This window comes from Enterobacter cloacae complex sp. HYC074_NIDB (assembly GCF_056673345.1).
Genome location: NZ_CP114214.1, coordinates 3104918 through 3130527, shown reverse-complemented (window position 1 = coordinate 3130527; position 25610 = coordinate 3104918). Strand labels below are relative to the sequence as shown.

At 57.8% G+C, this 25610-nt stretch carries 16 protein-coding genes; 4 read left to right on the top strand and 12 right to left on the bottom strand.

What is annotated here, in order from left to right; all coding sequences use genetic code 11:
• Positions 1–265: 265 nt before the first annotated feature.
• The 11 genes from yegS to yegD all read right to left on the bottom strand — a co-directional run bounded on the left by yegS (position 266) and on the right by yegD (position 17728).
• On the bottom strand, positions 266–1165 hold the full coding sequence (gene yegS, locus O1724_RS15165; RefSeq protein WP_058658056.1) for a lipid kinase YegS: 900 nt from the start codon (positions 1163–1165) through the stop codon (positions 266–268).
• Between the two features lie 170 nt (positions 1166–1335).
• Positions 1336–1941, bottom strand: coding sequence for a hypothetical protein (locus O1724_RS15160; RefSeq protein WP_096947346.1), 606 nt, complete (start codon positions 1939–1941; stop codon positions 1336–1338).
• Positions 1942–1948: 7 nt separating this feature from the next.
• Positions 1949–2914, bottom strand: a complete 966-nt coding sequence (locus tag O1724_RS15155; protein WP_023324949.1) for an Ssp4 family T6SS effector — start codon at positions 2912–2914, stop codon at positions 1949–1951.
• Between the two features lie 411 nt (positions 2915–3325).
• Complete coding sequence (gene trhP, locus O1724_RS15150; RefSeq protein ID WP_022651495.1) at positions 3326–4687, bottom strand: prephenate-dependent tRNA uridine(34) hydroxylase TrhP; 1362 nt, start codon at positions 4685–4687, stop codon at positions 3326–3328.
• A gap of 606 nt (positions 4688–5293) precedes the next feature.
• Positions 5294–6016 (bottom strand): envelope stress response regulator BaeR, encoded by a 723-nt coding sequence (gene baeR, locus O1724_RS15145; protein WP_015572364.1) that lies wholly within the window; start codon positions 6014–6016, stop codon positions 5294–5296.
• Complete coding sequence (baeS, locus tag O1724_RS15140; RefSeq protein ID WP_006811258.1) at positions 6013–7416, bottom strand: envelope stress sensor histidine kinase BaeS; 1404 nt, start codon at positions 7414–7416, stop codon at positions 6013–6015. The genes baeR and baeS overlap by 4 nt, the downstream gene beginning before the upstream one ends.
• Positions 7413–8828, bottom strand: a complete 1416-nt coding sequence (mdtD, locus tag O1724_RS15135; protein WP_126297243.1) for an MFS transporter — start codon at positions 8826–8828, stop codon at positions 7413–7415. Before mdtD ends, baeS begins: the two co-directional genes overlap by 4 nt.
• Positions 8829–11906 carry a multidrug efflux RND transporter permease subunit MdtC gene (mdtC, locus tag O1724_RS15130; protein WP_126297244.1) on the bottom strand — a complete coding sequence of 1026 codons (3078 nt, stop codon included), beginning with the start codon at positions 11904–11906 and terminating at the stop codon, positions 8829–8831.
• A complete protein-coding gene (locus O1724_RS15125) occupies positions 11907–15029 on the bottom strand; it encodes an MdtB/MuxB family multidrug efflux RND transporter permease subunit (protein WP_126297245.1) in 3123 nt (1040 codons plus the stop codon).
• Positions 15029–16231, bottom strand: coding sequence for an MdtA/MuxA family multidrug efflux RND transporter periplasmic adaptor subunit (locus tag O1724_RS15120; protein ID WP_022651490.1), 1203 nt, complete (start codon positions 16229–16231; stop codon positions 15029–15031). Before O1724_RS15120 ends, O1724_RS15125 begins: the two co-directional genes overlap by 1 nt.
• A 144-nt stretch (positions 16232–16375) precedes the next feature.
• Positions 16376–17728: a molecular chaperone gene (yegD, locus tag O1724_RS15115; RefSeq protein ID WP_023314478.1), complete on the bottom strand. Its 1353-nt coding sequence runs from the start codon at positions 17726–17728 to the stop codon at positions 16376–16378.
• 130 nt (positions 17729–17858) lie between these two features.
• On the opposite strand from yegD, the gene alkA reads away from it, so the two are divergent.
• A complete protein-coding gene (gene alkA / locus O1724_RS15110) occupies positions 17859–18731 on the top strand; it encodes a DNA-3-methyladenine glycosylase 2 (protein ID WP_047055230.1) in 873 nt (290 codons plus the stop codon).
• Here alkA and O1724_RS15105 read toward each other — a convergent pair.
• A complete protein-coding gene (locus O1724_RS15105) occupies positions 18696–22025 on the bottom strand; it encodes a diguanylate cyclase (protein ID WP_126297246.1) in 3330 nt (1109 codons plus the stop codon). The genes alkA and O1724_RS15105 overlap by 36 nt on opposite strands.
• A gap of 342 nt (positions 22026–22367) precedes the next feature.
• Between O1724_RS15105 and udk the strand changes: the two genes are divergently transcribed.
• The 3 genes from udk (at position 22368) to asmA (ending at position 25556) form a co-directional block, all read left to right on the top strand.
• The gene (udk, locus tag O1724_RS15100; protein ID WP_000130320.1) at positions 22368–23009 is read left to right on the top strand and encodes a uridine kinase; all 642 of its coding nucleotides are present in this window, start codon (positions 22368–22370) and stop codon (positions 23007–23009) included.
• 91 nt (positions 23010–23100) lie between these two features.
• Positions 23101–23682: a dCTP deaminase gene (dcd, locus tag O1724_RS15095; RefSeq protein WP_013097886.1), complete on the top strand. Its 582-nt coding sequence runs from the start codon at positions 23101–23103 to the stop codon at positions 23680–23682.
• A 23-nt stretch (positions 23683–23705) separates the two neighbouring features.
• Entirely contained in the window at positions 23706–25556 is a 1851-nt protein-coding gene (gene asmA / locus O1724_RS15090) for an outer membrane assembly protein AsmA (protein ID WP_126297247.1), read from the top strand.
• Positions 25557–25610: the final 54 nt, after the last annotated feature.

The following is a 25610-nucleotide window of genomic DNA, read 5'->3' as shown; positions in this document are numbered from 1 at the left end:
AATCGCCGCTTCGCGGTCCCTTCGGCTTATTCCTTCCGGCTTATCGGGGACGGGCGGAAGTAACATCCCTGTACAGCCCGCCCTCTCGGCGCATCCCTGCGCCTCGCCCCGGCCTACAGGAAACGCCTCAGCGATTTACAGCCGGACCGAGGCATCGCTGAAAGCCCTCAGTGATTCTGAGGCAATGTTATAGCTTTTGCTTTCAAATTACTGGGGAACCCTCAGCCCTGTGGGGAGAGGGCATTATCGCGCACGCTGTAAAAAATCAGCGCAACAGCACGCAGTCCGGCGGCAATCGGCACTGCAACGCCCCGGGCAACACCTCAATGCGGAATCGCTCGCCGCTGAGCGGCTCTCCGTCGAGGTTAAAGGTCATGCCGTGTGGGGCGATCACTTCAAACCACGCGGATTTCCCGTCGATGATATTGGGGCTCTCCTCTGGCTGCGTCAGCGTCGTAAACAGCGCAGGCAGCAGCCCGTCGCCGGTAAAAATACGCAGCTGTAATTGACCGTCGTTGATCAATGCTTCCGGGCAAAGCTGTTGACCGCCCCCCGCCTGCCGCCCGTTGCCGATACCAATCACCAGCGCGTCGCCCTGCCAGTGGAAGTTCTCACCGTGAATTTCACAGCTGTCGGGCTTGAGGGTGTCCATGCGCATTAGGCCGTGAATGAGATACGAGACGCCGCCCAGCGCGGCTTTCAGTTTTTCCGGTGTTTCGCTGGTGATCCGCGTGCCGAAACCGCCCGTTGCCATATTGATAAAGCAGGTTCTTTCATTCACCTGCGCAATATCGACGGCGGTCGCTTTCCCGAGGATAGCCAGTTGCAGTGCTTTGCCTACATCCTCCGGAATACCGGCGCTGGTGGCAAAATCGTTGGCGGTACCGAGCGGTAAAATCCCCATCGCCGGGCGAGCTGCGGCGTTGAGGTCAATGAGCGCACCGGCGATCTCGTTGATCGTTCCGTCGCCGCCGCCGGAAATGATGGTCTGAACACCTAACCTGATGCCCTCGTCGATATAGCGCGCCGCATCGCCTTTTTCAAATGTCACGCGCACGTGAATGCGCGCGCCATCTTCACGCAATTCGGTGATCGCCTGGCGCAACAGATCGTTGCCTGCACTCTTGCCGTTAAGAATTAATAAACTGTCTGGATAGGTTGCCATCCGGGTTGCTCCCTTTTTTAGCTATAGAAAGAGTGTATCCCAGGGAGGGAAAAAGCGGGTAAGAACAGGATGAAAGGCAAAAAATAAGCCCGCGTAAGGGCTTTGAAATCGACTAAAGAACCCCGTAGCGCTTACAGTGCATACTACTGCCGCTCAATTGACTATTGTGGTCAACGTTTGAGGTGTGACATTGGCCTTGCCTCGATTTTGAGCTGCTTACGCCAGACCCGATTATGTAGCGTTAGCGCAATGGAGCGGTAAAAAATCGATGAATTCATCCACATAATGTTCAGAAAGAAACATCCCAGCCCCAGCAAAGAGGTTATTTGCGGTGTGTAGTTCTCAACAGGGCCGAATAAAAGCGAAATCCCCGTCCAGATGAAATAAATAATGCTCATTATGCCTGTCAGCGTAATGACGAAAATATGCAGCTTATATCCAGGCAAAGAACCCCGTGTAGTCAGAAACATCGTGCTCATCACTAACAGACAATACACAATTGCTGCAATGAATACTCCCATCATAACCTTAAATTCAGCTAAGCCGAGCCAGCGAAACAGCAACAACCAGAGGGAAACTTGCACCATGGCGTAGCAAAAAATAGCCAGTAACGTGCTCACTGCCAAAGGAATTCCTGTCATATGGACGCCCACAGGAACGCCGAACCGATCTTTTAACTGTTCTTTTAATGTTTCAAGCTGGTTGAGATCATCGGTCGCCATTTTACTTTTAACCAAAGCACTTAATGCAAGGCTATCTTTAATGTATTTCATCATGGACGGGTCAATAACTTCCTGTAAATGAAAAAGACTGAATTAAACCAAAAATGTATTTACCCGTTTGTGCAACATTCTGTGGATTTCTGATATTTCCTGAGATGGCACTTCCAACGAAGGCAGAAGAATTTGAAATGGTATTCAGCAACTCACGCTGTAAGAGCAACTGCAACGCTTCTGACGGATAACGTTTGGGATACACGCCTGCCTTCATTGCTGCTTTTACACCTGAATTCGAGATGCCGGGATTGCGGATACGAATAATCTCCTCTGTTAATCGCGTACGGTCGGCCCGGCTCATTTTTTGTAATAAGGAGAGCAAACTCTCAGACGATGAACGGTTAAGAAGGCGATAGGTCAATGCAGCGCTTTTTAAACCCGCAGCAGCCCCGGCAAGAGAAATCGCATCCAGGGCTGTGTTGGTTGCTGTATACCACTCCTGGGAGTCCATCCACGCAACGTAATCATCATGATTCATAGCAATCAACGATAGTCGGCCAAGCCCATTTGCACATTGAATTCCAGTTGCTACACCACCGGCTAAAATCACAGCGGCTATAGCACCGGAAGACCCTGCAGTGAGAGGTATAGCCATACCGGCCCCTGCCGCAAGTACAACAGTAAGAATTGCGGCTCCGCAGGAAATGGCCGTTGAACCAATTTCAGTTGCCAGGGAAGGGGAATTAATCGTCGCCGTTGTTGCCTGAACAGGGTTAACTAATGAGGCATTTACTTTGGTTATGACTACATGACTAACCGAGCTTTCGTTTGGTGTCGCAATCCTTCTTGATGGCCGTACTAGCCACTGACGTGTACCGTCTGAGTAGATAATCCCGGCCTGGCTAAAATTTCTGCTACAGTCCAGTTGACCTGCAAGTGCTGTGAAATTTATATCGCCGCCAGAGGCAAGACCAAGACTGCGTGCGAGTTCGTAATCTGGAAGATCCTTTGAAAATTGTCCTGTGAATGTCACTTCATCTCTCCGTCCATGTGAAACGTTGATTGTTAATAAATCAAGAGTAAAGGTCCCGTTAACACTTAAAATTAGGAATGTTCCGAATAGTGTTCATCCCTCTCAAATCCATTAAAAAATGTGATTAGGATCCTTTGTTCGTTCGATTTGCTTAGATGATACGCCTAATGCTGACACAAACCTTTCCCGGGTCAATCCAACGCCATATTTATCAGGGGGAAAAATTTCAGGAGTTAACAAAAAAAATAAGCCCGCGTAAGGGAGATTACGCAGGCTAAGGAGGTGGTTCCTGGTACAGCTAGCATTTATGGGTTATGTTTTTCAGCGGGGGGGATAATACCCGTATTGAACGAAGCGGTATGTGATCCGATTCTAAGAATTATCCCAGCGTGAAAAAATCCCGTTGATTGACTATTTGCCGTGTGGATTTCGGGTATTTTCACCTTCAAAATTACGCATCAGCAGCGCAAACTCCAGCTCCACCTCTTCAGGAACCGGCAGCCAGACCACATGGCCGTCGCCAGGTGCGACCTCAATCGCCTCACCTTTTTTGTTTTCCAGGTGCTCCAGTCGGAAGTTCATGTTGCCCTGCGGCGTCATCAGCTCCAGGCTGTCGCCTTTAGTGAATTTGTTTTTTACGGCGACGGCGGCCAGCGGGCCTTTACGCTCGCCGGTGAAGTCGCCTACAAACTGCTGGCGTTCGGAAATCGAATAGCCATGCTCGTAGTTCTGGTAGTCGTCGTGAGTGTGACGACGCAGGAAACCTTCGGTATAGCCGCGATGCGCCAGACCTTCCAGCGTTTCCAGCAGGCTGGTGTCGAACGGTTTACCGGCAGCGGCATCGTCGATGGCTTTGCGATATACCTGTGCGGTACGAGCGCAGTAGTAGTAAGACTTGGTGCGGCCTTCGATTTTCAGGGAGTGTACGCCCATCTTGGTTAAACGCTCGACGTGCGCGATGGCGCGCAGATCTTTAGAGTTCATGATGTAAGTGCCGTGCTCGTCTTCGAAGGCGGTCATGTACTCACCCGGACGTTTGGCTTCTTCGATCATAAACACGCTGTCGGTAGGCGCGCCAATTCCCAGCGTTGGCTCAACGTTGGTGACCGGAATCGGCTCGTGTTTATGCACGATGTTACCGATGTCATCCTCTTTGCCTTCCTGAACGTTATATTCCCAGCGGCAGGCGTTGGTGCAGGTACCCTGGTTCGGGTCACGCTTGTTGATGTAGCCAGAGAGCAGGCAGCGTCCGGAGTAGGCCATGCACAGCGCGCCGTGAACGAAGATTTCGATCTCCATATCCGGCACCTGGGTGCGGATCTCTTCGATCTCTTCGAGGGACAGCTCGCGGGACAGAATGACGCGGGTCAGCCCCATCTGTTTCCAGAATTTCACCGTTGCCCAGTTGACGGCGTTAGCCTGCACTGAGAGGTGAATGTCCATCTCCGGGAAATTCTCCCGAACCAGCATGATTAAACCCGGGTCCGACATGATCAGCGCGTCCGGCCCCATCTCCACGACCGGCTTCAGGTCGCGAATGAACGTTTTCAGCTTGGCGTTGTGCGGCGCGATGTTCACCACCACGTAGAATTTTTTGCCCAGGGCATGCGCTTCATTGATGCCGAGCTGAAGATTCTCGTGGTTGAATTCGTTGTTACGCACGCGCAGCGAGTAGCGCGGCTGGCCCGCGTAGACGGCGTCGGCGCCATAGGCGAAAGCGTAACGCATATTTTGCAGCGTTCCCGCCGGGGAAAGGAGTTCCGGTTTAAACATGTTTGTTCTCGTTCTGATGACAGGTCAGATCCGCATGCACCTGATGCAGCGGTAAGGGGAGATCCCCCACTTTAAGGGCGGGCATTGTAGCGCTGCGGGGAAGAGAGGTAAAGCTTTGCCCCTCACCCTAACCCTCTCCCCTTTGGGGCTGAGGGTTCCCCACAAAATAATGCCTGCACAGACGGCCCCCTCTCCCTTGAGGGAGAGGGCTGGGGTGAGGGGGAACATACGGCTCTGGTGGTCATTCCGTTCACGTTATGTTCCTTGCTACTCTGTCACGACATGGCCGGTGAACGTGCCAGGGTGGCTCAGTCGCCACCACCCTGGCGACCCGGGCTTCCGGCGGAAAATCGCCGCTTCGCGGTGCCTTCGGCTTATTCCTTCCGGCTTATCGGGGACGGGCGGAGGTAACATCCCTGTAAAGCCCGCCCTCTCGGCGCATCCCTGCGCCTCGCCCCGGCCTACAGGAAACGCCTCAGCGATTTACAGCCGGACCGAGGCATCGCTGAAAGCCCTCAGTTATTCTGAGGCAGCGTTATAGCTTTTGCTTTCAAATTGCTGGGGAACCCTCTCCCTTTGGGGAGACGGCAGGGTGAGGGGGGTTATTCAGGCAATCCTGCACGCATCCGCTTCCCAGCGATACCCCACGCCGTACACCGCGCGAATAAACGACTGGTCGGCGTCCAGCGCCTCCAGCTTGCGGCGCAGGTTTTTGATGTGGCTGTCGATGGTGCGGTCGGTCACCACGCGGTAATCGTCATACAGATGGTTGAGCAGCTGCTCGCGGGAAAACACTTTGCCCGGCTCGTGGGAGAGCGTTTTCAACAGGCGAAACTCTGCGGGGGTGAGATCCAAAAGTTTGCTGCGCCAGCTCGCCTGGAAACGGCTTTCGTCGACGATCAGCGGGCTTTGCGCATCGAGCACCTGCAATTCACGCTGCGGCTTACAGCGGCGGAGGATGGTTTTCACCCGAGCGACCACCTCCCGCGGGCTGTAAGGCTTGCAGATGTAATCGTCGGCGCCGATTTCGAGCCCCAGCAGACGATCGATCTCTTCGATTTTGGCCGTCACCATCACGATGGGCACATCGGAGAAACGACGAATTTCGCGGCACAGGGTCAGGCCGTCGGTACCCGGCAGCATCAGATCCAGCAGGATCAGATCCGGCGGCGTCTGGCGCACGTAGGGCAGCACCTGGTCGCCGTGGCTGATAAGCGTTGGCGCGTAACTCGCAGCGCGCAAATAGTCGATCAGCAGTTGCCCAAGTTTAGGCTCGTCTTCCACGATCAAAATACGCGGTGTGTTGTCGTCAATCGGTAACTCGGTCATGCTTCCCTCGATAAATCCCGTTCCAGAGGTAACTCTACTGTAATGCTAACCCCGCCAAAAGGCGAATGGGCGGCGCGGATGGTGCCGCCATGGGCCTCCACAATGTTAACGCAAATGGCCAGCCCAAGGCCGGAACCGCCGCTGGCGCGGTTGCGTGAACCTTCGGTGCGATAGAAGCGCTCGAACAGTTTTTCCAGCTGCGCATCCTTCACGCCAGGGGCGGAGTCCGCAAAGGTCAGGGCAAAGCGCCCGTTTTCCTGCCTGCCGGAGATATGCAGCGCGCCGCCGCCGTCGGTGTAGCGGAGGCTGTTCTCCAGCAGATTATTGAACAGCTGCATCAGGCGATCTCTGTCGCCGAACACCACCGCACTGTCCGGCAGCGAAAGGTTGATTTTCAGGTCACGGCTGGCGAAGCGCTCGCGGAATGCGCCGGTCACGACTTCAAGGATATTGATCACATCGATCGGTGCTTTCTGGTAAGCCAGGGCGCCTTCGTCGGACATGGAAAGCTGATGCAGATCGTCCACCAGTTTGGTCAGCGTACCGACTTCCGCCTGAAGCGAGGCCACCGACTCGGGGGTGAACTGCCGCACGCCGTCCTGAATCGCCTCCAGCTCGCCGCGCAGCACCGCCAGCGGGGTGCGCAGCTCGTGCGAAATGTCGGCCATAAAATCGCGGCGCATCTGCTGGTTTTTTTCCAGCGTGCTGGCGAGCTGGTTGAAGTCCTGCGCCAGCTTGCCCAGTTCATCCTGGCTGCGGGTGTCCACGCGGGTCGAGAAATCACCCGCCGCCAGCTTGTGCGTGCCTTCCACCAGGCGCTTAACCGGCGCCAGCAGGCCGCGCGCCAGCGGGAAGGTGGCGAGCGCCGCAAGCAGGGTAGAAAGCGCGACAATCAACCAGCTGGTCTGACGCTGCTGGCGGTCAAAGTTGATGTCGGTGTTGCGCGTCAGCCGCTCGACCGGGGAGGCGATAACCCAGCCCACCGTGGCGCCGTTCGAGGTAATGGCGCGCTTTGTGCCGTCCGGCGGTACCGGAGAGCGTGGGCCAACGAGCACGCGCATCTCCTGATCAATTACCCAGAACTGGGTGCGCCAGCCGTGCGGCGGCATGCCCGGTCCCGGACGGTCGTCGTCATTATCGTGCTCCAGCGAGCGCAGAATTTGAAATATAAAGCGATCGTTGTTGCGCAGAAAACGCCAGTTACCGTGCAGGCTATACTGTTCCCCCAGCGCGTCGCTTAAGCCCTGTAAACGCTGTTCGTTACCGTGCTTGATGTAGTCAATAAAGCCGCGCTCAAAGCTGACCCGCACCGCCCAGTGCATAGTAATCAGCAGGACGATACAGGTGGCGAAAATCGCCACAAAAAGCTTACCGGTGATCCCCGGACGCCAGAATTTCATGGTGCACTCCTTTTGCCGCGTCGGATCACGACGTTTTTGGTCGTGTCATTCGGCACTCTGGCAAAGATAAAAGCGGGCAGAGCGATAATTACCGCCATGCTGAGGTAAGTGTATAAAAAGACCTGATGCGCGACGGGGGTGTCGGCGCTGAGATGGTGCTGACCGTACATGCCGAGCAGCAATCCGGCGACCGTGACCCCCACGCTCATGGAGAGCTGCATGATCATCGACAGCAGACTGTTACCACTGCTTGCCAGCTCGTCCGGCAGATCTTTCAGCGTCAGGGTGTTCATCGACGAGAATCGCATGGAGTTGATGATCCCCTGGCAGAACAGCACCAGCGGCAGGATGTAGTACCAGCCCAGCAGCGCCACGGCCATAAACAGCAGGCAGACCAACGCCAGCCCGATCGTGGCGGCCACCAGCACGCGGCGATAGCCAAAGCGGTTCACCACCTGCACCACAATACGCTTCATCCCCATGCTGCCAAGTACCATCGGGATCATCATCAGCCCGGCATGGAACGGCGAGAAGCCCATCCCAATCTGTAAAAATACCGGCGTCATAAACGGCAACATGCCGCTGCCGATGCGTCCGGCAAAGCTGCCGAACAGACCAAGACGGTAGGTGGGATTCTTGAACAGATTTAGGCTGAACAGCGCGTTAGCGTTACCTCTGGCATGCCACAGATACCAGAGAATGGCGGTGACACCCAGCGCTACCAGCAGGGCGAGCGACAGGGAGGAGATCCCCAGCCCTTTTTGCCCGTCGAGCGCGAGGGTAAGCGTCGCCATGCCAGCTGCCAGCAGGATGAAGCCAAAGAAATCAAAGCGCCGGGTCTGCATTTTATAGTTCGGCATCAGCGTCAGGGTGGCAATCGCGCCGATAATACCGACCGGCAGGTTGATCAGGAAGATCCAGTGCCAGGAGGCATACTCCACCAGAATCCCGCCCAGCGCCGGGCCAAGCAGCGGGCCGACCTGACCGGGCAGGGTGACGAAGGTCATCGCCGCCATATACTGCGCGCGCGGAACAATTTTCATCACCGTTAACCGCCCGACGGGTACCATCATCGCGCCGCCGACGCCCTGTAGCACGCGCGCCATCACCAGCTGGTCGAGGGTATTGGCCTGGGCGCAAAACAGCGACCCGGTGGTAAACAGCACAATGGCGGTGAAGAAGATGTTTCGCACGCCGACTTTATCCGACAGCCAGCCGCTGGCAGGCAGCATCACGGCGACCGTCAGCACGTAGGCGACAATCACCATATGCATGTGCAGCGGGCTCTCCCCCAGGCTTTTCGCCATCGAGGGGAGGGCGGTGTTCACGATAGTCGTGTCCAGCGACTGCATAAAGAAGCCGAACGCGACGATCCACAATTGCCAGCGAACGTTACTGGGTAGGTCGGTCATTTACTCGGTCACCGTGGTTCTCTTTTTACGCGAAAAACGCAGCCGCAGGCGGTCAAAGAACAGATAGACTACCGGCGTCGTGTAGAGCGTCAGCAGCTGGCTCATCACCAGGCCGCCAACGATCGTGATCCCCAGCGGCTGGCGTAGTTCAGAGCCGTCACCGCCGGATATGACCAGCGGCAGCGCGCCGAACAGCGCGGCCAGCGTGGTCATCATGATCGGGCGAAAACGCAGCAGACAGGCCTGGAATATCGCCTCGTCCGGCGTCAGGTTGCCGTTGCGCTGGGCGTCCAGGGCAAAGTCGACCATCATTATCGCGTTTTTCTTCACGATGCCAATCAATAGCATGATCCCGATAAGCGCGATAAGACTGAATGGGGCACCGAACAGCTCCAGCGCCAGCAGCGCCCCCACGCCCGCAGAGGGAAGCGTGGAGAGAATGGTCAACGGGTGCACGTAGCTTTCGTACAGCACGCCCAGCACGATATAAACCGTGGCAATGGCCGCCAGAATCAAAATAACCTGCGAGTTCATGGTGTCCTGGAACACCTGCGCCGTACCGGCAAAGCTGCCGCGCACCGAGGAGGGCACCCCGAGCTGGGTCATGGCGCGATTAATGGCATCGCTGGCCTCAGACAGCGACGAGCCGGTTGGCAGGTTAAACGAGACGGTCGAGGCGGCGGAAAGCCCCTGGTGGTTCACCGACAGCGGGGCGTTCGACGGCTGCCAGCTGGCGAAGTACGACAGCGGAATCGCCTTACCGTCATCATTGATCACAAACATCTTGTCCAGCGCGCTGATGTCCTGGGTGTAGCGCGGATCCACCTCCATCACCACCTTGTACTGGTTCATCGGCTGATAGATGGTAGAGACTTCACGCTGCCCGAAGGCGTTGTTCAGCAGGCTGTTGGCCGCCTCCACGTTAATGCCCAGGCGGGCCATGGTTTCACGATCGTAGGTGAGCGCCATCTCCGCACCGTTGTTTTGGCTGTCAGAGTTCACGTCCGCCAGCTGCGGCAGCGCGGCCAGCGCTTTACGGATCTTCGGCTCCCACTCGCGCAGGGCGGCTAAGTCATCCGAGAGCAGGGTGTACTGATAGCTGGCGTTAGCCTGTCGTCCGCCGACGCGGATATCCTGAACGGCCATCAAAAACAGATTTGCCCCCGGCTCTTTGGCAAGCTTCAGCCGCAGGCGGTCAATGATCTGCTGCGCCGTTTCGTGACGTTCACCGCGCGGCTTAAGGGTAATAAACATCATCCCGCTGTTAACGCGCGAGCCGCCGGTAAAGCCGGTGACGTTATCCACGGCCGGATCTTCCCGGATGATTTTCATAAAGTCTTGCAGTTTGCCGCGCATCGCCTGGAACGAAATGCTCTGGTCCGCCTGAATACCGCCCATCAGCACGCCGGTATCCTGCTCCGGGAAAAAGGTTTTCGGGATGGTGATATACATCCAGACGTTGAGGACGATGGTGCCGATCAGCACCAGCCCGACAATACGCGTGTGGTTCAGCACCCATTTCAGCGATTTGCCGTAGCCGGACTGCATCGCCATCAGGACGCGGCCAAAGCCTTTCCTGCGCGGCTGCGAGTGCGGTTGGCTGCGCTTTAGCATCCAGCCGCACATCATCGGCGTCAGCGTCAGCGAAATCACCAGTGAGATACCAATGGCGACGGAGAGCGTGACGGCAAATTCGCGCAGCAGTCGCCCCGGCAGGCCGCCCATCAGCAGCAGCGGCAGGAATACCGCCACCAGCGACAGGCTCATGGACAGGACCGTGAAGCCCACTTCGCGCGTCCCCTGAAGCGCCGCCTGGAGCGGCTTCATGCCCGCTTCCAGATGGCGCGAGATATTCTCCAGCACCACGATGGCGTCATCCACCACAAACCCGGTGGCAATCGTCAGCGCCATCAGCGACAGGTTGTTAAGGCTAAAGCCGCACAGGTACATGGCGGCAAAGGTGCCTATCAGCGATACCGGCACCGCCACCGCCGGGATCAGCGTCGCGCGCCCCGAGCGCAGGAACAGGAACACCACCAGGATCACCAGCGCGACGGAGATGATCAGCGTTTGCTCTACCTCCTCAAGCGAGGCGCGGATGGTGGGGGAGCGGTCCTGCGCAATCTGGAGATCGATGGCCGCCGGAATCGTTTCCTGAAGCTCCGGCAGGCGCGCGCGGATGCTGTTCACCGTCTGAATGATGTTGGCTTCCGGCAGCTTGCGGATCATCAGCAAAATCGCCGGTTTGGCGTTGGTCATCCCGGCGTTACGCACGTCCTGCACCGAATCGGTGACGCTGGCGACGTCGCTCAGGCGCACCGCCGCGCCGTTGTTGTAGTGAATAATCAACGGCTGATACTCGGCGGCGGTTTTCAGCTCGTCGTTAGTCTGGATCTGCCAGCGGTGGCTGTTGTCCTCAATCGCGCCCTGCGGCTTACGCACGTTGGCGTTGCTGATGGCGGAACGCACGTCGTCCAGCGACACGCCCTGGTTAAACAGCGCCTGCGGATTCAGCGCCACGCGCACGGCGGGCAGGGAGCTGCCGCCGACGTCCACGTCGCCCACGCCGTTAATCTGGGCGATGGTTTGCGCCAGCTGGGTGGAGGCAAAATCGTACAGCTCGCCCTGGGAGTAGGTCTCTGACGTAAGCGTCAGGATCATGATCGGCGCGTCGGAGGGGTTGGCCTTGCGATAGGTTGGACGGCTCGGCATGCCGCTCGGCAGCAGGCTTTGGGCGGCGTTAATCGCGGCCTGCACGTCACGCGCCGCGCCGTTGATGTCCCGGTCGAAATTGAATTCCAGAATGATGCGCGTGCTGCCCAGCGAACTGCTGGAGGTCATCTCGTTAATCCCGGCAATTCGACCAAGCGAGCGCTCAAGCGGCGTCGCCACCGATGAGGCCATGGTTTCCGGCGAGGCACCCGGCAGCGAGGCGCTGACCATGATCACCGGGAAATCGACCTGCGGCAGCGGGGCCACCGGCAGCAGCCGGAAGCCCAGCACGCCGCACAGGGTGATAGCGACGGAGAGTAAAATCGTCGCCACCGGACGGTAAATGAAGAGGGCGAAAAACTTCACTTACGCCTCCTCTTCACGTTTCGGGAAGCGGCTTTTCGTCCACAGGGCCAGACGGTCAAACAGCAGGTAGATAACCGGCGTGGTAAACAGCGTCAGCACCTGGCTTACGAGCAGGCCGCCGACCATCCCGATGCCCAGCGGACGGCGCAGTTCGGCCCCCACGCCGGTGCTCAGCATCAGCGGCAGCGCGCCCAGCAGGGCGGCGAGGGTGGTCATCAGGATCGGGCGAAAACGCAGCAGACAGGCCTGGTAAATGGCCTCGCGCGGCGCCATACCCTGCTCGCGCTCTGCGGCCAGCGCAAAATCGATCATCATGATGGCGTTTTTCTTCACGATGCCGATAAGCAGAATGATGCCGATGATCGCAATCACGTCCAGTTCGCTCCCCGCCAGCATCAGCGCCAGCAGTGCCCCCACGCCCGCCGTCGGCAGGGTGGAGAGAATGGTGATCGGGTGGATAAAGCTTTCATACAGCACGCCAAGCACGATATACATCGCCACCACCGCCGCGACAATCAGCCAGACGGTGCTGCCCAGCGCGGCCTGGAACGCCAGAGTACTGCCCTGGAACTGGGTCTGAATATCTGACGGGAAGCTGAGTTCTTTCTCCGCACCCAGAATGGTCTCCACCGCTTCGCCCAGGGAATAACCGTCCGGCACGTTGAACGAAATGGTGGTGGATGGGAACTGATCGAGATGGTTAATCGACAGCGGGGTGTGACGCTCTTCCACGCTGGCAATGGCGCTGAGCGGCACAATCCCGCCGTCTTTGCTGGTCAGGCGTATCGAGTCCAGCGCGGCAAGCCCGGGCGTGTTCTCGGTGTTATGTTCCAGCACCACGCGATACTGGTTCGCCTGGGTGTAAATGGTGGAGATAAGGCGCTGGCCAAAGGCGTTATACAGCGCGTTATCCACGTCGGACATGGTAATGCCCAGACGGCTGGCGGTGTCACGGTTGACGTTGACGTACGCCGCCAGCCCTTTATCCTGCCAGTCGCTGCTGACGTCAGAAATCTGCGGCAGTGCTTTCAGCTTGTCCACCAGCTGCGGCACCCAGGTGCTGAGTGCATCAAGCGAGGTGGCCTGGAGCGTAAACTGGTACTGCGTGCGACTCACCTGCGTATCAATGGTTAAATCCTGGATCGGTTGCAGATACAGCTCAATGCCCGGTACGCGCGCCACAGCGCTTTGCAGACGCTCAATAACCGCGTTGACGCGATCGTCACGGTCATCGAGCGGTTTAAGGTTAATTTGCAGGCGCGCGCTGTTAAGCGACGGGTTGGTGCCGTCCACGCCCACGTAGGCAGTCAGGCTTTCCACCGCCGGATCTTTCATGATGATCTCAGACACCTGCTGCTGGCGCTGCGCCATGTTGGCGAAGGAGACCGTCTGTGGCGCCTGAAGCGTGCCCTGAATAATGCCGTTGTCCTGAATCGGGAAGAAGCCTTTCGGAATGAAAATCCACAGCATGACGCTGAGCGCCAGCGTGCCGAGGGCCACGCCGAGCGTCGCCCAGGGATGGTTCAGGACTTTCGCCAGCACGCGGCCGTAGGCGGCAATAATGCGCTCGAACATCCGCTCGGAGGCGAGGGAGAAGCGGTTTTGCTTGCGCAAAGATTCGTGGCTCAGCATGCGGGCGCACATCATCGGCGTCAGCGTCAGCGACACCACGGCAGAGATCAGAATGGCGACCGCCAGCGTCACGGCAAACTCGCGAAACAGCCGCCCGACGATATCGCCCATAAACAGCAGCGGGATCAGCACCGCAATCAGCGAGAAGGTGAGCGAAATAATGGTAAAGCCGATCTCCCCCGCGCCCTTCAGCGCGGCGGCTAACGGCTTTTCACCTTTCTCGATATAGCGCGAGATGTTTTCGATTACCACGATGGCGTCGTCCACCACAAACCCGGTGGCGATGGTGAGCGCCATCAGCGTCAGGTTGTTAATCGAGAAGTCGAGAAATACCATTACCGCGAACGTCCCGACCAGCGAGAGCGGCACGGCAACGGCGGGAATAATGGTTGCCGGAACGTTGCGCAGGAACAGGTAGATGATCATCACCACCAGCGCAATCGCCAGCATCAGCTCGAACTGGGTGTCAGTCACTGACGCGCGAATATTCGTGGTGCGGTCAGAGAGCACTTTCACGCTGACCGATTTTGGCAGGCTTTCCACCAGCTGCGGCAGCATGGTGCGAATGCTGTCGGCGGTATCAATAATGTTCGCGCCCGGCTGGCGCTGAACGTTCATGACAATCGCCTGCTGCTTATTAGCCCACGCCCCGAGCCAGCTGTTTTCCGCGCCTTGTTCGACGGTTGCCACGTCGCCCAGGCGGATCGGTGCGCCGTTCTGGTAGGCAATAATCAGCTGACGGTATTCATCGGCGGACTGCATCTGGTCGTTGGCGGAGAGCGTGACCGCGCGGGTCGGGCCGTCCAGCGAGCCCTTCGCTGAGTTAACGTTGGCGCTGCTGATGGCGGTGCGAATGGTTTCGCTGGTTAACCCCAGCGCGGCAATGGCCTGGGCATTGAGCTTAACGCGCACCGCGGGGCGTTGTCCCCCTGCGAGCGTAACCAGCCCGACGCCGGTCACCTGCGAAATCTTCTGCGCCACGCGGGTTTCGACCATGTCTTCCACCTGCGTCATCGGCATGGCGGAGGAGGTGACGGCAAGCGTCATGATCGGCGGGTCTGCCGGGTTCACCTTGCTGTAAACCGGCGGGTTCGGCAGGTCAGACGGCAGCAGGTTGGTGGCGGCGTTAATGGCGGCCTGCACCTCCTGTTCCGCGACGTCCAGCGACAGGGCGAGCTGGAACTGAAGCGTGACGACCGAGGCGCCGCCCGAGCTCTGGGAGGACATCTGCTTCAGGCCAGACATCTGGCCAAACTGACGCTCCAGCGGGGCGGTGATGGCGGACGTCACCACATCCGGACTGGCGCCCGGATAGAGGGTGACAACCTGAATAGTCGGGTAGTCCACTTCCGGCAGCGCCGACACGGGCAGAAAACGGTAGCCAATGATCCCGGCCAGCAGGATCGCCACCATCAACAGGGTCGTCGCAACTGGACGTAAGATAAACAGGCGTGATGGCCCACCTGTAGAGCTCGGCGGCATCACCTGCATCAGGCTTTTGCTCCTGTATTCTGCGCTTCCACCACCTCGACCTGCGCCCCTTCGGTCAGCCGGTCAATACCGTCGGTTACGACTCGGTCGCCTGCGGACAGCCCGGCGCTGATCACCACCGTCTGACTGTCCTGGATCCCGGTTTTCACCAGGTGTTTGCTGACCTTGTTTTCGCTGTTCAGCACCCAGACAAAGTTGCCTTCACTGCCCATTTGCAGGGCCGCCGTCGGGATCACCACGGCGTTTTCTTCGGTCGCGACCAGCATTCGCGCATTGACGAACTGATTCGGGAACAGGGCATCGTCCTGATTGTTGAAGCGTGCTTTTAACTTGATGGTGCCGGTGGTGGTGTCGATCTGGTTATCCAGGCTCAACAGCGAACCTTCGCTCAGCTTCTGCTTGTTGGTGCGATCCCAGGCTTCAACCACCAGCGATTTTCCGGCCTTCTGCGCCTGTATCACCGTCGCAATGTCGCTTTCCGGCAGGGTAAAGACGAGATCGATAGGGTGCGTCTGGGTGATCACCACGATGCCCGTGGTATCGCCGCTGGAGATTTGGTTCCCGATATCAACCTGTTTCAGGCCCACGCGGCCGTCAATCGGCGCGGTGATCCGGCTCCAGTCGAGCTGGAGCTGGGCGCTGGCGACCGCGGCTTCGTCGGCCTTGATGGTGCCCTGAGATTCACTGACCAGAGATTGCTGGGTATCCAGCTCCTGGCGCGACACGAGGTTGGTTTTTACCAACTGCTGATAGCGGGCTAAATCGCGGCGGGCATTGGCGAGGGTGGCTTTGTCTTTCGCGAGTTGCCCCTGCGCCTGCGCCAGGGCCACCTTAAACTGGCTTGGATCGATTTCCGCCAGCAGATCGCCCGCTTTCACCTGTTGACCTTCCTGGAAGTGGATGGCCATCAGCTGACCGTCTACGCGGCTACGTACCGTCACGGTGTTGGCGGCAGTGATGGTTCCCAGCCCGGAGAGATAACGAGGCACCGCTTTATTCACCGCCGTTGCCGCCTGCACCGGTGCCAGCGCACCGCCGCGCATACCGTGGCGCCCGCCGCCCGTTGGGCGTTGTGAGGGGCTACTGGCGCCAGCAGGTGCCGTGGAGTTCGCGGACTGGCTGTGCCAGTACCAGGCGGCGGCCAGGACCACCACAATCAGACCAGCGGCGATTGCCCAGCGGGATTTGTTACTGCCTTTCATCGTTATACGTTCTCATCCTGAAACTCTTTCGGGGAATGATACTAGTTTAGTCAGGTAACACAGTGGAAAAATGGAGGAAATATGGAAGACTGTCAGGAATGGTCTGAGTGTGGTGCCGCGGTTTCGCCACCCGGCACAACTCCATTAGCTAAACACCACCTGCGCCCAGCGCGCCAGCCCTGCTGTAACGGAGCCAAAGTCATCGCCGCCGGCAATCGGGATCCCCGGCAGCTGTTCCGCCAACGCTTTCTTGATCAGCGGCGAACGGGCGCTACCGCCGGTCAGGTAAATCACGTCCGGCTTCACTTTGCCATTCTCAAGCGCCAGCTGCACCTGCTCCAGAATACGCTGAAGCGGCTGAGTCAGCGCCATTTCCAGCCCTTCCTGGGTGATAGCCGTAGCCAGATCGTCACTGATAAACGGCAGCGAAACCGCATGCTCAGGACGATCGGAAAGGGCGATTTTGCTCTCTTCGGCGGTGCGCACCACGCGGTAGCTCAGGCGCTGACGCCACACCTTATACAGCAGCGCGACCTTCTCTGCATCCTGTGCATCACGCACCAGATCGTTGAGGAAACGGCCATTCGCGGTGCTGTAAAAATCACTCTGGGCAGGGACGTCGTTGATGGCAATCGCGTTCCACCACGGCAGGATCGGCAGGGCGATGCCTTTCTCGGTTTGACCGCCCATGCCGAGCAGCGGCATCAGGCTCTTGAATGCCAGGGCAATATCCAGATCGTTACCGCCCACTCGGCAGCCGCTGTGCCCCAGCAGACTGTTTTCACGATCGCGACGGTGATGCCACTTCGGACCCATCAGCAGTAATGAGCAGTCCGTCGTTCCGCCGCCGATGTCCACTACCAGCACCCGTTGTTCTTCTGTCAGCGTGGCTTCAAAATCCAGCCCCGCTGCAACCGGCTCATACTGGAATACCACGTCACGGAAGCCAGCCCGGTGCGCTGCACGCTCAAGGATCCCCTGCGCCTGCTGGTTGGCTTCGTCGCCGCCCAGCCCCTGGAAGTTGATCGGACGGCCAATCACCGCCTGGGTGATGGCATCCGGCACCTGGGACTGCGCCTGATTGCGGATGTGCAGCATCATCGCGCAGACCAGATCTTCAAACATCGCCACTTGCTGTGGCTTCAGGCCGCTGGCGCCGAGGAAGGATTTCGGCGATTTAACGAAGTAGACCTCTTCCGGATCTTCAATGTACTGCCCGAGGGAAGAGAGGCCGAACTGCACGCTGGAAGGGGTAACGTCGATATCTTCCTCGCGGTTAAAGCTGACCGCACGGCGCAGCAGCGCCTGGGTTTCCGCTGCGGTAGCAGGAACCTGATGATGGCGGAACAGCCACTCGCTCACCGCTTCACGCGTCGGCGCACAGAGCATTGACGGCAACAGCGTACTGCCGTTTTCCATTTTCAGGAGCTGCGGTTGTCCGTTTTGCATTATCGCAACCGAGCAGTTTGCGGTGCCGTAGTCGAATCCAATAAACACAATAAATCCCCATGCCGGTGAGAAGGGGCGAGACTTTAGCGAAATGTCTGCCAGGCGACAACAGGAATATGAAAGCAAGGCGCAACGCGATCTTTCGGTTTATGCTGAGGTAAATACAAAAGGAGAGACAATGTACACCCTGAACTGGCAACCGCCTTACGACTGGTCGTGGATGTTTGGCTTTCTTGCCGCGCGTGCGGTCACGGGGGTTGAGACCGTTACGAAGGATTACTACGAGCGCAGTTTTGGCTATGCCGGGCACCAGGGCGTTTTCCGGGTTACGCCAGATAGCGCAACCCATACGCTTGCGGTGTCGCTTAGCCCTGGCCTGATCCCGGTGGCGGATATCTGCCTGGACCGCATCGCCCGCCTTTTTGACCTCGATTGCGACCCGCAGCACATTGCACAGACCCTCGGCGATCTCGGCGCGGCGCGGCCGGGGTTACGTTTGCCCGGTGCAATGGATGCTTACGAGCAGGGCGTGCGCGCCATTCTTGGACAACTGGTAAGCGTGGCGATGGCGGCTAAACTGGCGTCACGGGTGGTGGCGCTGTGCGGTGAACCCATCCAGGACGCGCCGGGCTACCTCTGCTTTCCTCCGCCAGAGGTACTGGCCGCGGTGGATCCGCTGGCGTTGAAAGCACTCGGGATGCCGCTCAAGCGTGCGGAGTCGTTGATTCATCTGGCGCAGTCGGTGGTGGACGGTGAATTCCCGCTGTTCCCGCCCGCGAACGTTGAGGACGGGATGAAGGCGCTACAGCAGCGCCCCGGCATCGGGCGCTGGACCGCGAATTATCTGGCCCTGCGCGGCTGGCAGGCGAAGGATGTTTTCCTGCCGGATGATTATCTGATTAAACAGCGCTTTGCCGGTATGACGCCCGCGCAGATCCGTCGCTACGCCGAGCGCTGGCAGCCGTGGCGCTCGTATGCGCTGTTACATATTTGGTACACCGACGGCTGGTCGCCGTCAGTTGATGGCGAAATAGCTGGTATTCAGCAGTAGATCGAGCGGCTGCGCTTCCCCAATGGTGTCGCCGTAGATAAAGTCAACGCCGATGCCCGACAGCGTATTCATCATGATCGACTGATGGCATGGCCCGGCAATGGTTTTTATGCCCAGACGCTGGGCATGGCCCTGAATGATGGTCACCATCATCTCGTCCATCAGATTGCCGTGGACGTTGGTCACCACGTCTGCATCCAGCAGCAGATAATCAGCGGTGTTGGCGCTGAGCTGGCTGAAGACGTTCATATCGCGTCCAACCCGCGTCAGCACCACGCGACAGCCAGCCTGACGAAGCTTTTGCAGACCCTGCTGCACGTTTTCATCCGTATTGCTCAGCACATCAGCGGCGATCGCCAGATGCAGCAGCCGCGCCGGCAGCGGACCTTTGGTAATGAGGTCGAGCAGCTCATCCACCAGCGTGACGCTGGCTAAACCCGCTTCTGAGAGCGGCAGCGCGACGCCCATTCCTTTGGCCGCCACCTGTGCGGCATAGGTACGGAAGAATTCGCTGAAGATACGTCGGTCCAGGGCGTGCAGCAGCTCCGGCTCCGCCAGCCCGGCGCGGAAGGCATGCTCTTCCAGCACTTCCCCCTGGCTGGTCCACAGCCGCAAGGAAATCAGCCAGAAGCTACTGCTCTCGGGAATGCGCGGCGAGGCGACGCTGCGGGCGATCATCAGCAGATGGTTATCTTTAATCATGTGCCACTGCTCATCCAGCGACATCATGCTGCGCGTGCTGTGGATCCGCTCCTGCTGGGGTTCGTAGACGGTGACTACACCGCGCCCGCTGTTTTTCGAGGCGTAGCAGGCGATATCGGCCTGAGACATCACTTCCGCTGCCAGATAATTGGTGTCGTCAATCAGCGTAATCCCCGCACTGGCACCAATACGGTGCAGGCGTCCTTCCCAGGAAAAATGATAGTTGTTGATGGCGTCGATCAACCGGCCCGCAATGTAGCGTGCGCTTTCGACGTTGCAGTCCGGCAGCAGCAGGCCAAACTCGTCGCCGCCCAGACGCGCCAGCACGTCGCTGGAGCGCAGCATGGTCAGCATCAGCGAAGAGAGTTCGCGCAGGAGCGCGTCGCCCGCCGCGTGGCCTGCCGTATCGTTCACCGCCTTAAAACGGTCAAGATCGATAAAGACCAGCGCGTGATGCTGATGGGTATCCTGTACTGTCTGCAACAGACGCTTCAGATGGTTTTCAAAGCTGACGCGGTTCGCCAGGTGAGTCAGGGCGTCATGTGAGGCGCTGTAACTCAGCTGGCGCAGCATTTTGCGCGACTCGGTCACGTCCTGAATCACCAGCACCGAGCCGATGGTGTTACCTTCCAGAGTGCTGAGGGGGGTAATGCTGTAATGAATGTCGAAACTGCCGCCATTGCGGCAGTTAAGCACCACGTCCTGTTCGATATCGGTACGGGACATATCGCCGCTGTGGATGTTTTCCATTAACGGACCGTTCTCGCCAAAGGTAATGTGCAGCACCTTCAGAACGGGCTGACCCAGCGCTTCGCTTTGCGACCAGCCGCTCATCTTCTCGGCGACCGGGTTCATAAAGGTGATGTTCATGTCGATATCGGTGCACAGCACCGCTTCGCCGATGGAGTCGAGGGTGATATGCAGGCGCTCTTTTTCCTGGAACAGCGCCTCGTTCAGCTGCTTCACCTCGGTCATATCCATGTTGATCCCTAACAGCCGCTCCACTTCGCCCTGTTTGTTCAGTACCCGGTTCGCCAGCGAACGAATGTGGCGGATGCCATCCTTGACGCGAATGCGAAATTCCAGCTTGAAAGGCACCCTGGCCTGAAGGGATTCTCGCAGCACCTGTTCGGCGTGGGTGCGATCTTCAGGCACCATGGCCGCATGCCAGAGCTGCCAGGTGGGTTTAATGTGCTGGGGGATCTCGTACAGCTCAAACATCCGCTTATCCCAGCTGATCACGTCCGGCTCGAGATCCCACTCCCATATCCCGATGCCACCGGCTTCGTTCGCGAGGGTGATACGCTCCATCAGGCGCTTATTGACCCACTCGGTCTGTTTCAGGTCGTTGATATCTTCAATCTGGGCAATAAAGTAGAGCGGGGTGCCGTCGGCATGGCGCACAACGGAGACGGCCAGCAGCGCCCACACCACCGCGCCGCTGCGAGTGTAGTAGCGTTTTTCGAGGCTGTAGCTATTGATCTCCCCGTTAATCAGCTGTCCCAACTGCTCCAGGTCGGTATTTAAATCTTCTGGCCAGGTTAACTGCTGAAACGTGAGCGACTGGAGTTCAGACTGGCTGTAACCGAGGAAATTGCACAGCGCCTTGTTGGCCTGGAGCCACTGGCCCTCAATGCCCACCAGCGCCATACCAATCGCGGAATATTCCATCGCATTACGAAAACGTTCTTCGCTTTCCGTAATATGTTTACGCTCGGCCCGGAAGGCATACATCACCATCGTCATAATATTGGCGGGGAGCAGCATCATCAGGAAGGGGAGCCACGGCGCGTTGAAGGTGACGATCATGGAGGAGGGCGTCATGGAGAGCGGATTTCGCGCCATCATCAGGGACACCATCATGATGGTGAATAAAAATATCAGGAACGCTTCCATACGCGGCAGACGAACCGCGCTCCACATCAGCAGAACGATGATGCAGGTGAATGGCCACGGCAGCCAGGTGATTGCCGTCCAGCAAAGAACCAGCGTAACGACCAGGGTCACCAGCGTTTCCAGCAGCAGTTTCGGATTGCGGTGGCGCAGCAGGTAATGCGGTTTAAACAGCAGACCTAAAGGCACCAGCGCCAGCGCGCCAATGGCCTCTGAAAGTACCCAGACAAGGAAATTACGCAGCGGCTCCGCGCTCGGCACCAGAAAATGAACCAGAACGCCCCCCACCAGCGGCGGCACAAGGGCACTGCCGAGGGCAAGCCGGACCCAGTCGTTGAGGTTTTGCAGCGGATTATACCAGGGGAGCAGTTTACGCAGTAACAGCGCGCCAACCGTGGCCTCAATGATATTAATCGCCGTGTAGGTGATGTTGAGCGATTCCCATGAGAAGAGCATCCACGAGGCAAAGATATTGCCAAAAGAGCAGGCGAGGGCAATGCCGGGCCACATTTTTCCCGCGTGGCGGTAAAACGCTACCATCATTATTGAAGTCGGGAACCACAATGGCGCCAGCAGCGTACCGAAGCGAGTCAGTTCGAGGGAAAATAAGGTGAAGATGAACGTGACCAGACCCAGACAGACAAGCCGCAGTAAAGGATGTGGGGTAGTAACCAAAACCCGCTGGTATTGTTTATTCATTACCGCTCTATCCAGGGACGCCATGTTGTCAGGAGCCAGGTCCGGACGCGTGAAATTAATAATTTGGTTTATGCTAGTACAAACATTTTACAATTCATATGCCGAGTGCTCAGATTTTGACTTCATAGACTTATAAAATAGTTACTCTGCGAAGAATGGTGATGAAATGGTGAAAATCCGCGCGTAAAAATTTCGCTAAAGGCGTGAAACGTCGCTTTTCAGCCCGCCTCGCATAACCTGCGCATTCGACTGGTATCACGCCCCCGAAATCCCTATAATTGCCGCGTTTGACGCTCCGGCGTCGTCCTTCCTTACATCCAGGTTAATCAGGTCGCTAAATTTATGACTGATAAGTCTCATCAGTGCGTCATCATAGGCATCGCCGGCGCATCGGCTTCAGGTAAAAGTCTTATTGCCAGTACGCTTTATCGCGAACTACGTGAACAAGTGGGTGATGAGCATATCGGTGTTATTCCCGAAGATAGCTATTACAAAGATCAATCCCATCTTTCGATGGAAGAGCGCGTAAAAACCAACTACGACCACCCCAGTGCGATGGATCACAGCCTGCTGTTCCAGCATCTGGAAGCGCTAAAGCGCGGCGAGGCAATTGAGCTGCCCGTCTACAGCTACGTGGAACATACCCGCACCCAGGAAACGATCCGTATCGAGCCCAAGAAGGTGATTATCCTTGAAGGGATTTTGCTGCTCACCGACGCCCGTCTGCGCGAATCAATGAACTTCTCGATTTTCGTCGACACCCCGCTGGATATCTGCCTGATGCGGCGTATCAAACGCGACGTTAACGAACGCGGCCGCTCCATGGACTCGGTGATGGCGCAATATCAGAAAACCGTTCGCCCGATGTTCCTGCAATTTATTGAGCCTTCGAAACAATACGCCGATATTATCGTGCCTCGTGGCGGTAAAAACCGTATTGCCATTGATATCTTAAAAGCGAAAATCAGTCAGTTTTTTGAATAAGCCGTGTGAATTGTGTACCGTTCAGAGATAACCTGGTTTTGCCCTGACGCCGTAAGGCTTCAGGGCGCGATGCACGAAAGGAGAAAGTGCCATGCGTCTTTGTGACCGCGATATAGAAGCCTGGCTGGATGAAGGCCGCCTGTCTATCACCCCGCGTCCGCCGGTTGAGCGTATTAACGGCGTGACCGTCGATGTGCGTCTGGGGAATAAATTCCGCACCTTCAGCGGCCACACGGCACCGTTTATCGACCTCAGCGGGCCGAAAGACGAAGTCAGCGCGGCGCTGGATCGCGTCATGAGCGACGAAATCGTCATCGACGAAGGAGAGGCGTTTTATCTCCATCCTGGCGAACTGGCGCTGGCGGTGACCTTTGAATCGGTCACGCTGCCAGCGGATCTGGTCGGCTGGCTTGACGGACGCTCTTCCCTGGCGCGTCTGGGCCTGATGGTGCACGTCACCGCGCACCGTATCGATCCGGGCTGGTCGGGCCGTATCGTGCTGGAGTTCTTTAACGCCGGTAAACTGCCGCTGGCGCTTCGTCCGGGAATGATGATTGGTGCGTTGAGCTTCGAACCGCTGACCGGCCCGGCAGACCGTCCTTATAACCGCCGTCAGGACGCAAAATATCGCGACCAGCAGGGTGCGGTTGCCAGTCGTATCGATAAAGACTGATCTGTGAGTTCACTGAGGAAGCCATGAGAAGAGTTCTGACAACGCTGATGATTTTGCTGGTGGTGCTGGTGGCTGGCCTTTCAGCGTTGGTGCTGCTGGTTAACCCGAATGACTTCCGGGCCTACATGGTGCGGCAGGTGGAAGCGCGCAGCGGGTATGAACTCAAGCTGGACGGGCCCCTGCGCTGGCACGTCTGGCCGCAGCTCAGCATTCTCTCCGGACGTATGTCGCTCACCGCGCCGGGCGCCGCGCAGCCGCTGGTGACGGCGGATAACATGCGTCTTGATGTTGCGCTCATCCCGCTCTTATCCCATCAGCTCCAGGTTGAACAGGTGATGCTGAAAGGGGCGGTGATTCAGCTTACGCCGCAAACCGAAGCCGTTCGTCAGGCGGATGCGCCGGTCGCACCGCGTGAAAACACCTTGCCTGACGTCCCCTCTGATACCGGCTGGTCGTTCGATATTGGTAATCTGAAAGTTGCTGACAGCGTGCTGGTTTTCCAGCATGAGGATGACGAACAGATCACCGTACGCAATATCAATCTCAGGATGGAGCAGGACGCCAATCATCACGCCACCATGGAGTTCTCCGGGCGGATCAACCGCAATCAGCGCGATCTCAACCTGTCGATGAACGCAAACGTGAACGCTTCTGACTATCCGCACCAGCTGACGGCGGACGTTCAGCAGCTCAACTGGCAGCTGACCGGCGCGGATTTACCCGCGAAGGGGATTGCCGGCCAGGGCACGATGCAGGCGGTGTGGCATGAAGAGCGCAAACAGCTCGAACTGAACGCGCTCAACCTCCAGGCCAACGACAGTTCCCTGAAGGGGCAGGCGCGCGTCACGCTTGATGAGAAACCTAAGTGGGTGCTGGATCTGCAATTCGACAAGCTGAATCTCGAGAACTTGCTTCCGCTCCAACCGGTGAACGCGACCGATGAGGGAGCCACGCAGGTAGGGCAAAGCCAGGCCACGCAGTCGCGTCCGGTGATCTCCTCAAATCTCGATCTGCCTGACTACAACGGCCTGCGCGGATTTACCGCCGACATTCTGCTGAAAGCGAACAGCGTGCGCTGGCGTGGAATTGATTTTACCGACGTCAGCAGCCAGATGTTCAACCACAACGGCCTGCTGGTCATCTCCGAGCTCAGCGGAAAAATGGGAGCAGGGAACCTCTCGCTGCCGGGCACGCTGGATGTACGCAAAGACGTTGCCAGCGCCGCGTTCCAGCCGCGTCTGGAAAACGTTGAAATTGGCACCATCCTGAAAGCCTTTAATTACCCAATTGCCCTCACGGGGCAGCTGTCGCTGGCAGGGGATTTCTCTGGCACGAAGATTGATGCGGATGCCTTCCGTCGTAGCTGGCAGGGGCAGGCGCACGTTGAGCTGAAAGATACGCGCATGGAAGGGCTGAACTTCCAGCAGCTGGTGCAGCAGGCGGTAGAGCGCAGCAGCAGCGTGAAAGCGAATGAAAACTACGACAGCGCAACCCGTCTCGACAGCTTTACCAGTGAGCTTGCCCTCGACGACGGTCAGCTCTCGCTGGACGACATGCTGGGCACTTCGTCACTGCTGGCGCTGACCGGAACCGGCGCGCTGGATCTGGTGAAAGAGACGGCAGACACCCGCTTCAACGTCCGCGTGAAGGCTGGCTGGGAAGGCGAAGGCCAGCTTGTAGAGTTCCTGAAAGAGACGCCGATACCGCTGCGCGTTTACGGAAAATGGCAGGCGCTGAATTACAGTTTGCAGGTCGATCAGATCCTGCGTAAGCACCTTCAGGATGAAGCGAAACGTCGGCTGAATGACTGGGCGGACCGCAATAAAGAGACTCAGTCAGGTAAGGACGTGAAAAAACTGCTCGATAAGCTGTGATGCCTGTTGTGCCTGGTGGCATGTACGGCCTGATGCCCTCACCCTGGCCCTCTC

Bases quoted from the DNA above. Each gene is read 5' to 3' on its own strand.
- yegS (WP_058658056.1), bottom strand. From the start codon at position 1,165: ATGGCAACCTATCCAGACAGTTTATTAATTCTTAACGGCAAGAGTGCA.
- O1724_RS15160 (WP_096947346.1), bottom strand. From the start codon at position 1,941: ATGATGAAATACATTAAAGATAGCCTTGCATTAAGTGCTTTGGTTAAA.
- trhP (WP_022651495.1), bottom strand. From the start codon at position 4,687: ATGTTTAAACCGGAACTCCTTTCCCCGGCGGGAACGCTGCAAAATATG.
- baeR (WP_015572364.1), bottom strand. From the start codon at position 6,016: ATGACCGAGTTACCGATTGACGACAACACACCGCGTATTTTGATCGTG.
- baeS (WP_006811258.1), bottom strand. From the start codon at position 7,416: ATGAAATTCTGGCGTCCGGGGATCACCGGTAAGCTTTTTGTGGCGATT.
- mdtD (WP_126297243.1), bottom strand. From the start codon at position 8,828: ATGACCGACCTACCCAGTAACGTTCGCTGGCAATTGTGGATCGTCGCG.
- O1724_RS15125 (WP_126297245.1), bottom strand. From the start codon at position 15,029: ATGCAGGTGATGCCGCCGAGCTCTACAGGTGGGCCATCACGCCTGTTT.
- O1724_RS15120 (WP_022651490.1), bottom strand. From the start codon at position 16,231: ATGAAAGGCAGTAACAAATCCCGCTGGGCAATCGCCGCTGGTCTGATT.
- alkA (WP_047055230.1), top strand. From the start codon at position 17,859: ATGTACACCCTGAACTGGCAACCGCCTTACGACTGGTCGTGGATGTTT.
- O1724_RS15105 (WP_126297246.1), bottom strand. From the start codon at position 22,025: ATGAATAAACAATACCAGCGGGTTTTGGTTACTACCCCACATCCTTTA.
- udk (WP_000130320.1), top strand. From the start codon at position 22,368: ATGACTGATAAGTCTCATCAGTGCGTCATCATAGGCATCGCCGGCGCA.
- dcd (WP_013097886.1), top strand. From the start codon at position 23,101: ATGCGTCTTTGTGACCGCGATATAGAAGCCTGGCTGGATGAAGGCCGC.
- asmA (WP_126297247.1), top strand. From the start codon at position 23,706: ATGAGAAGAGTTCTGACAACGCTGATGATTTTGCTGGTGGTGCTGGTG.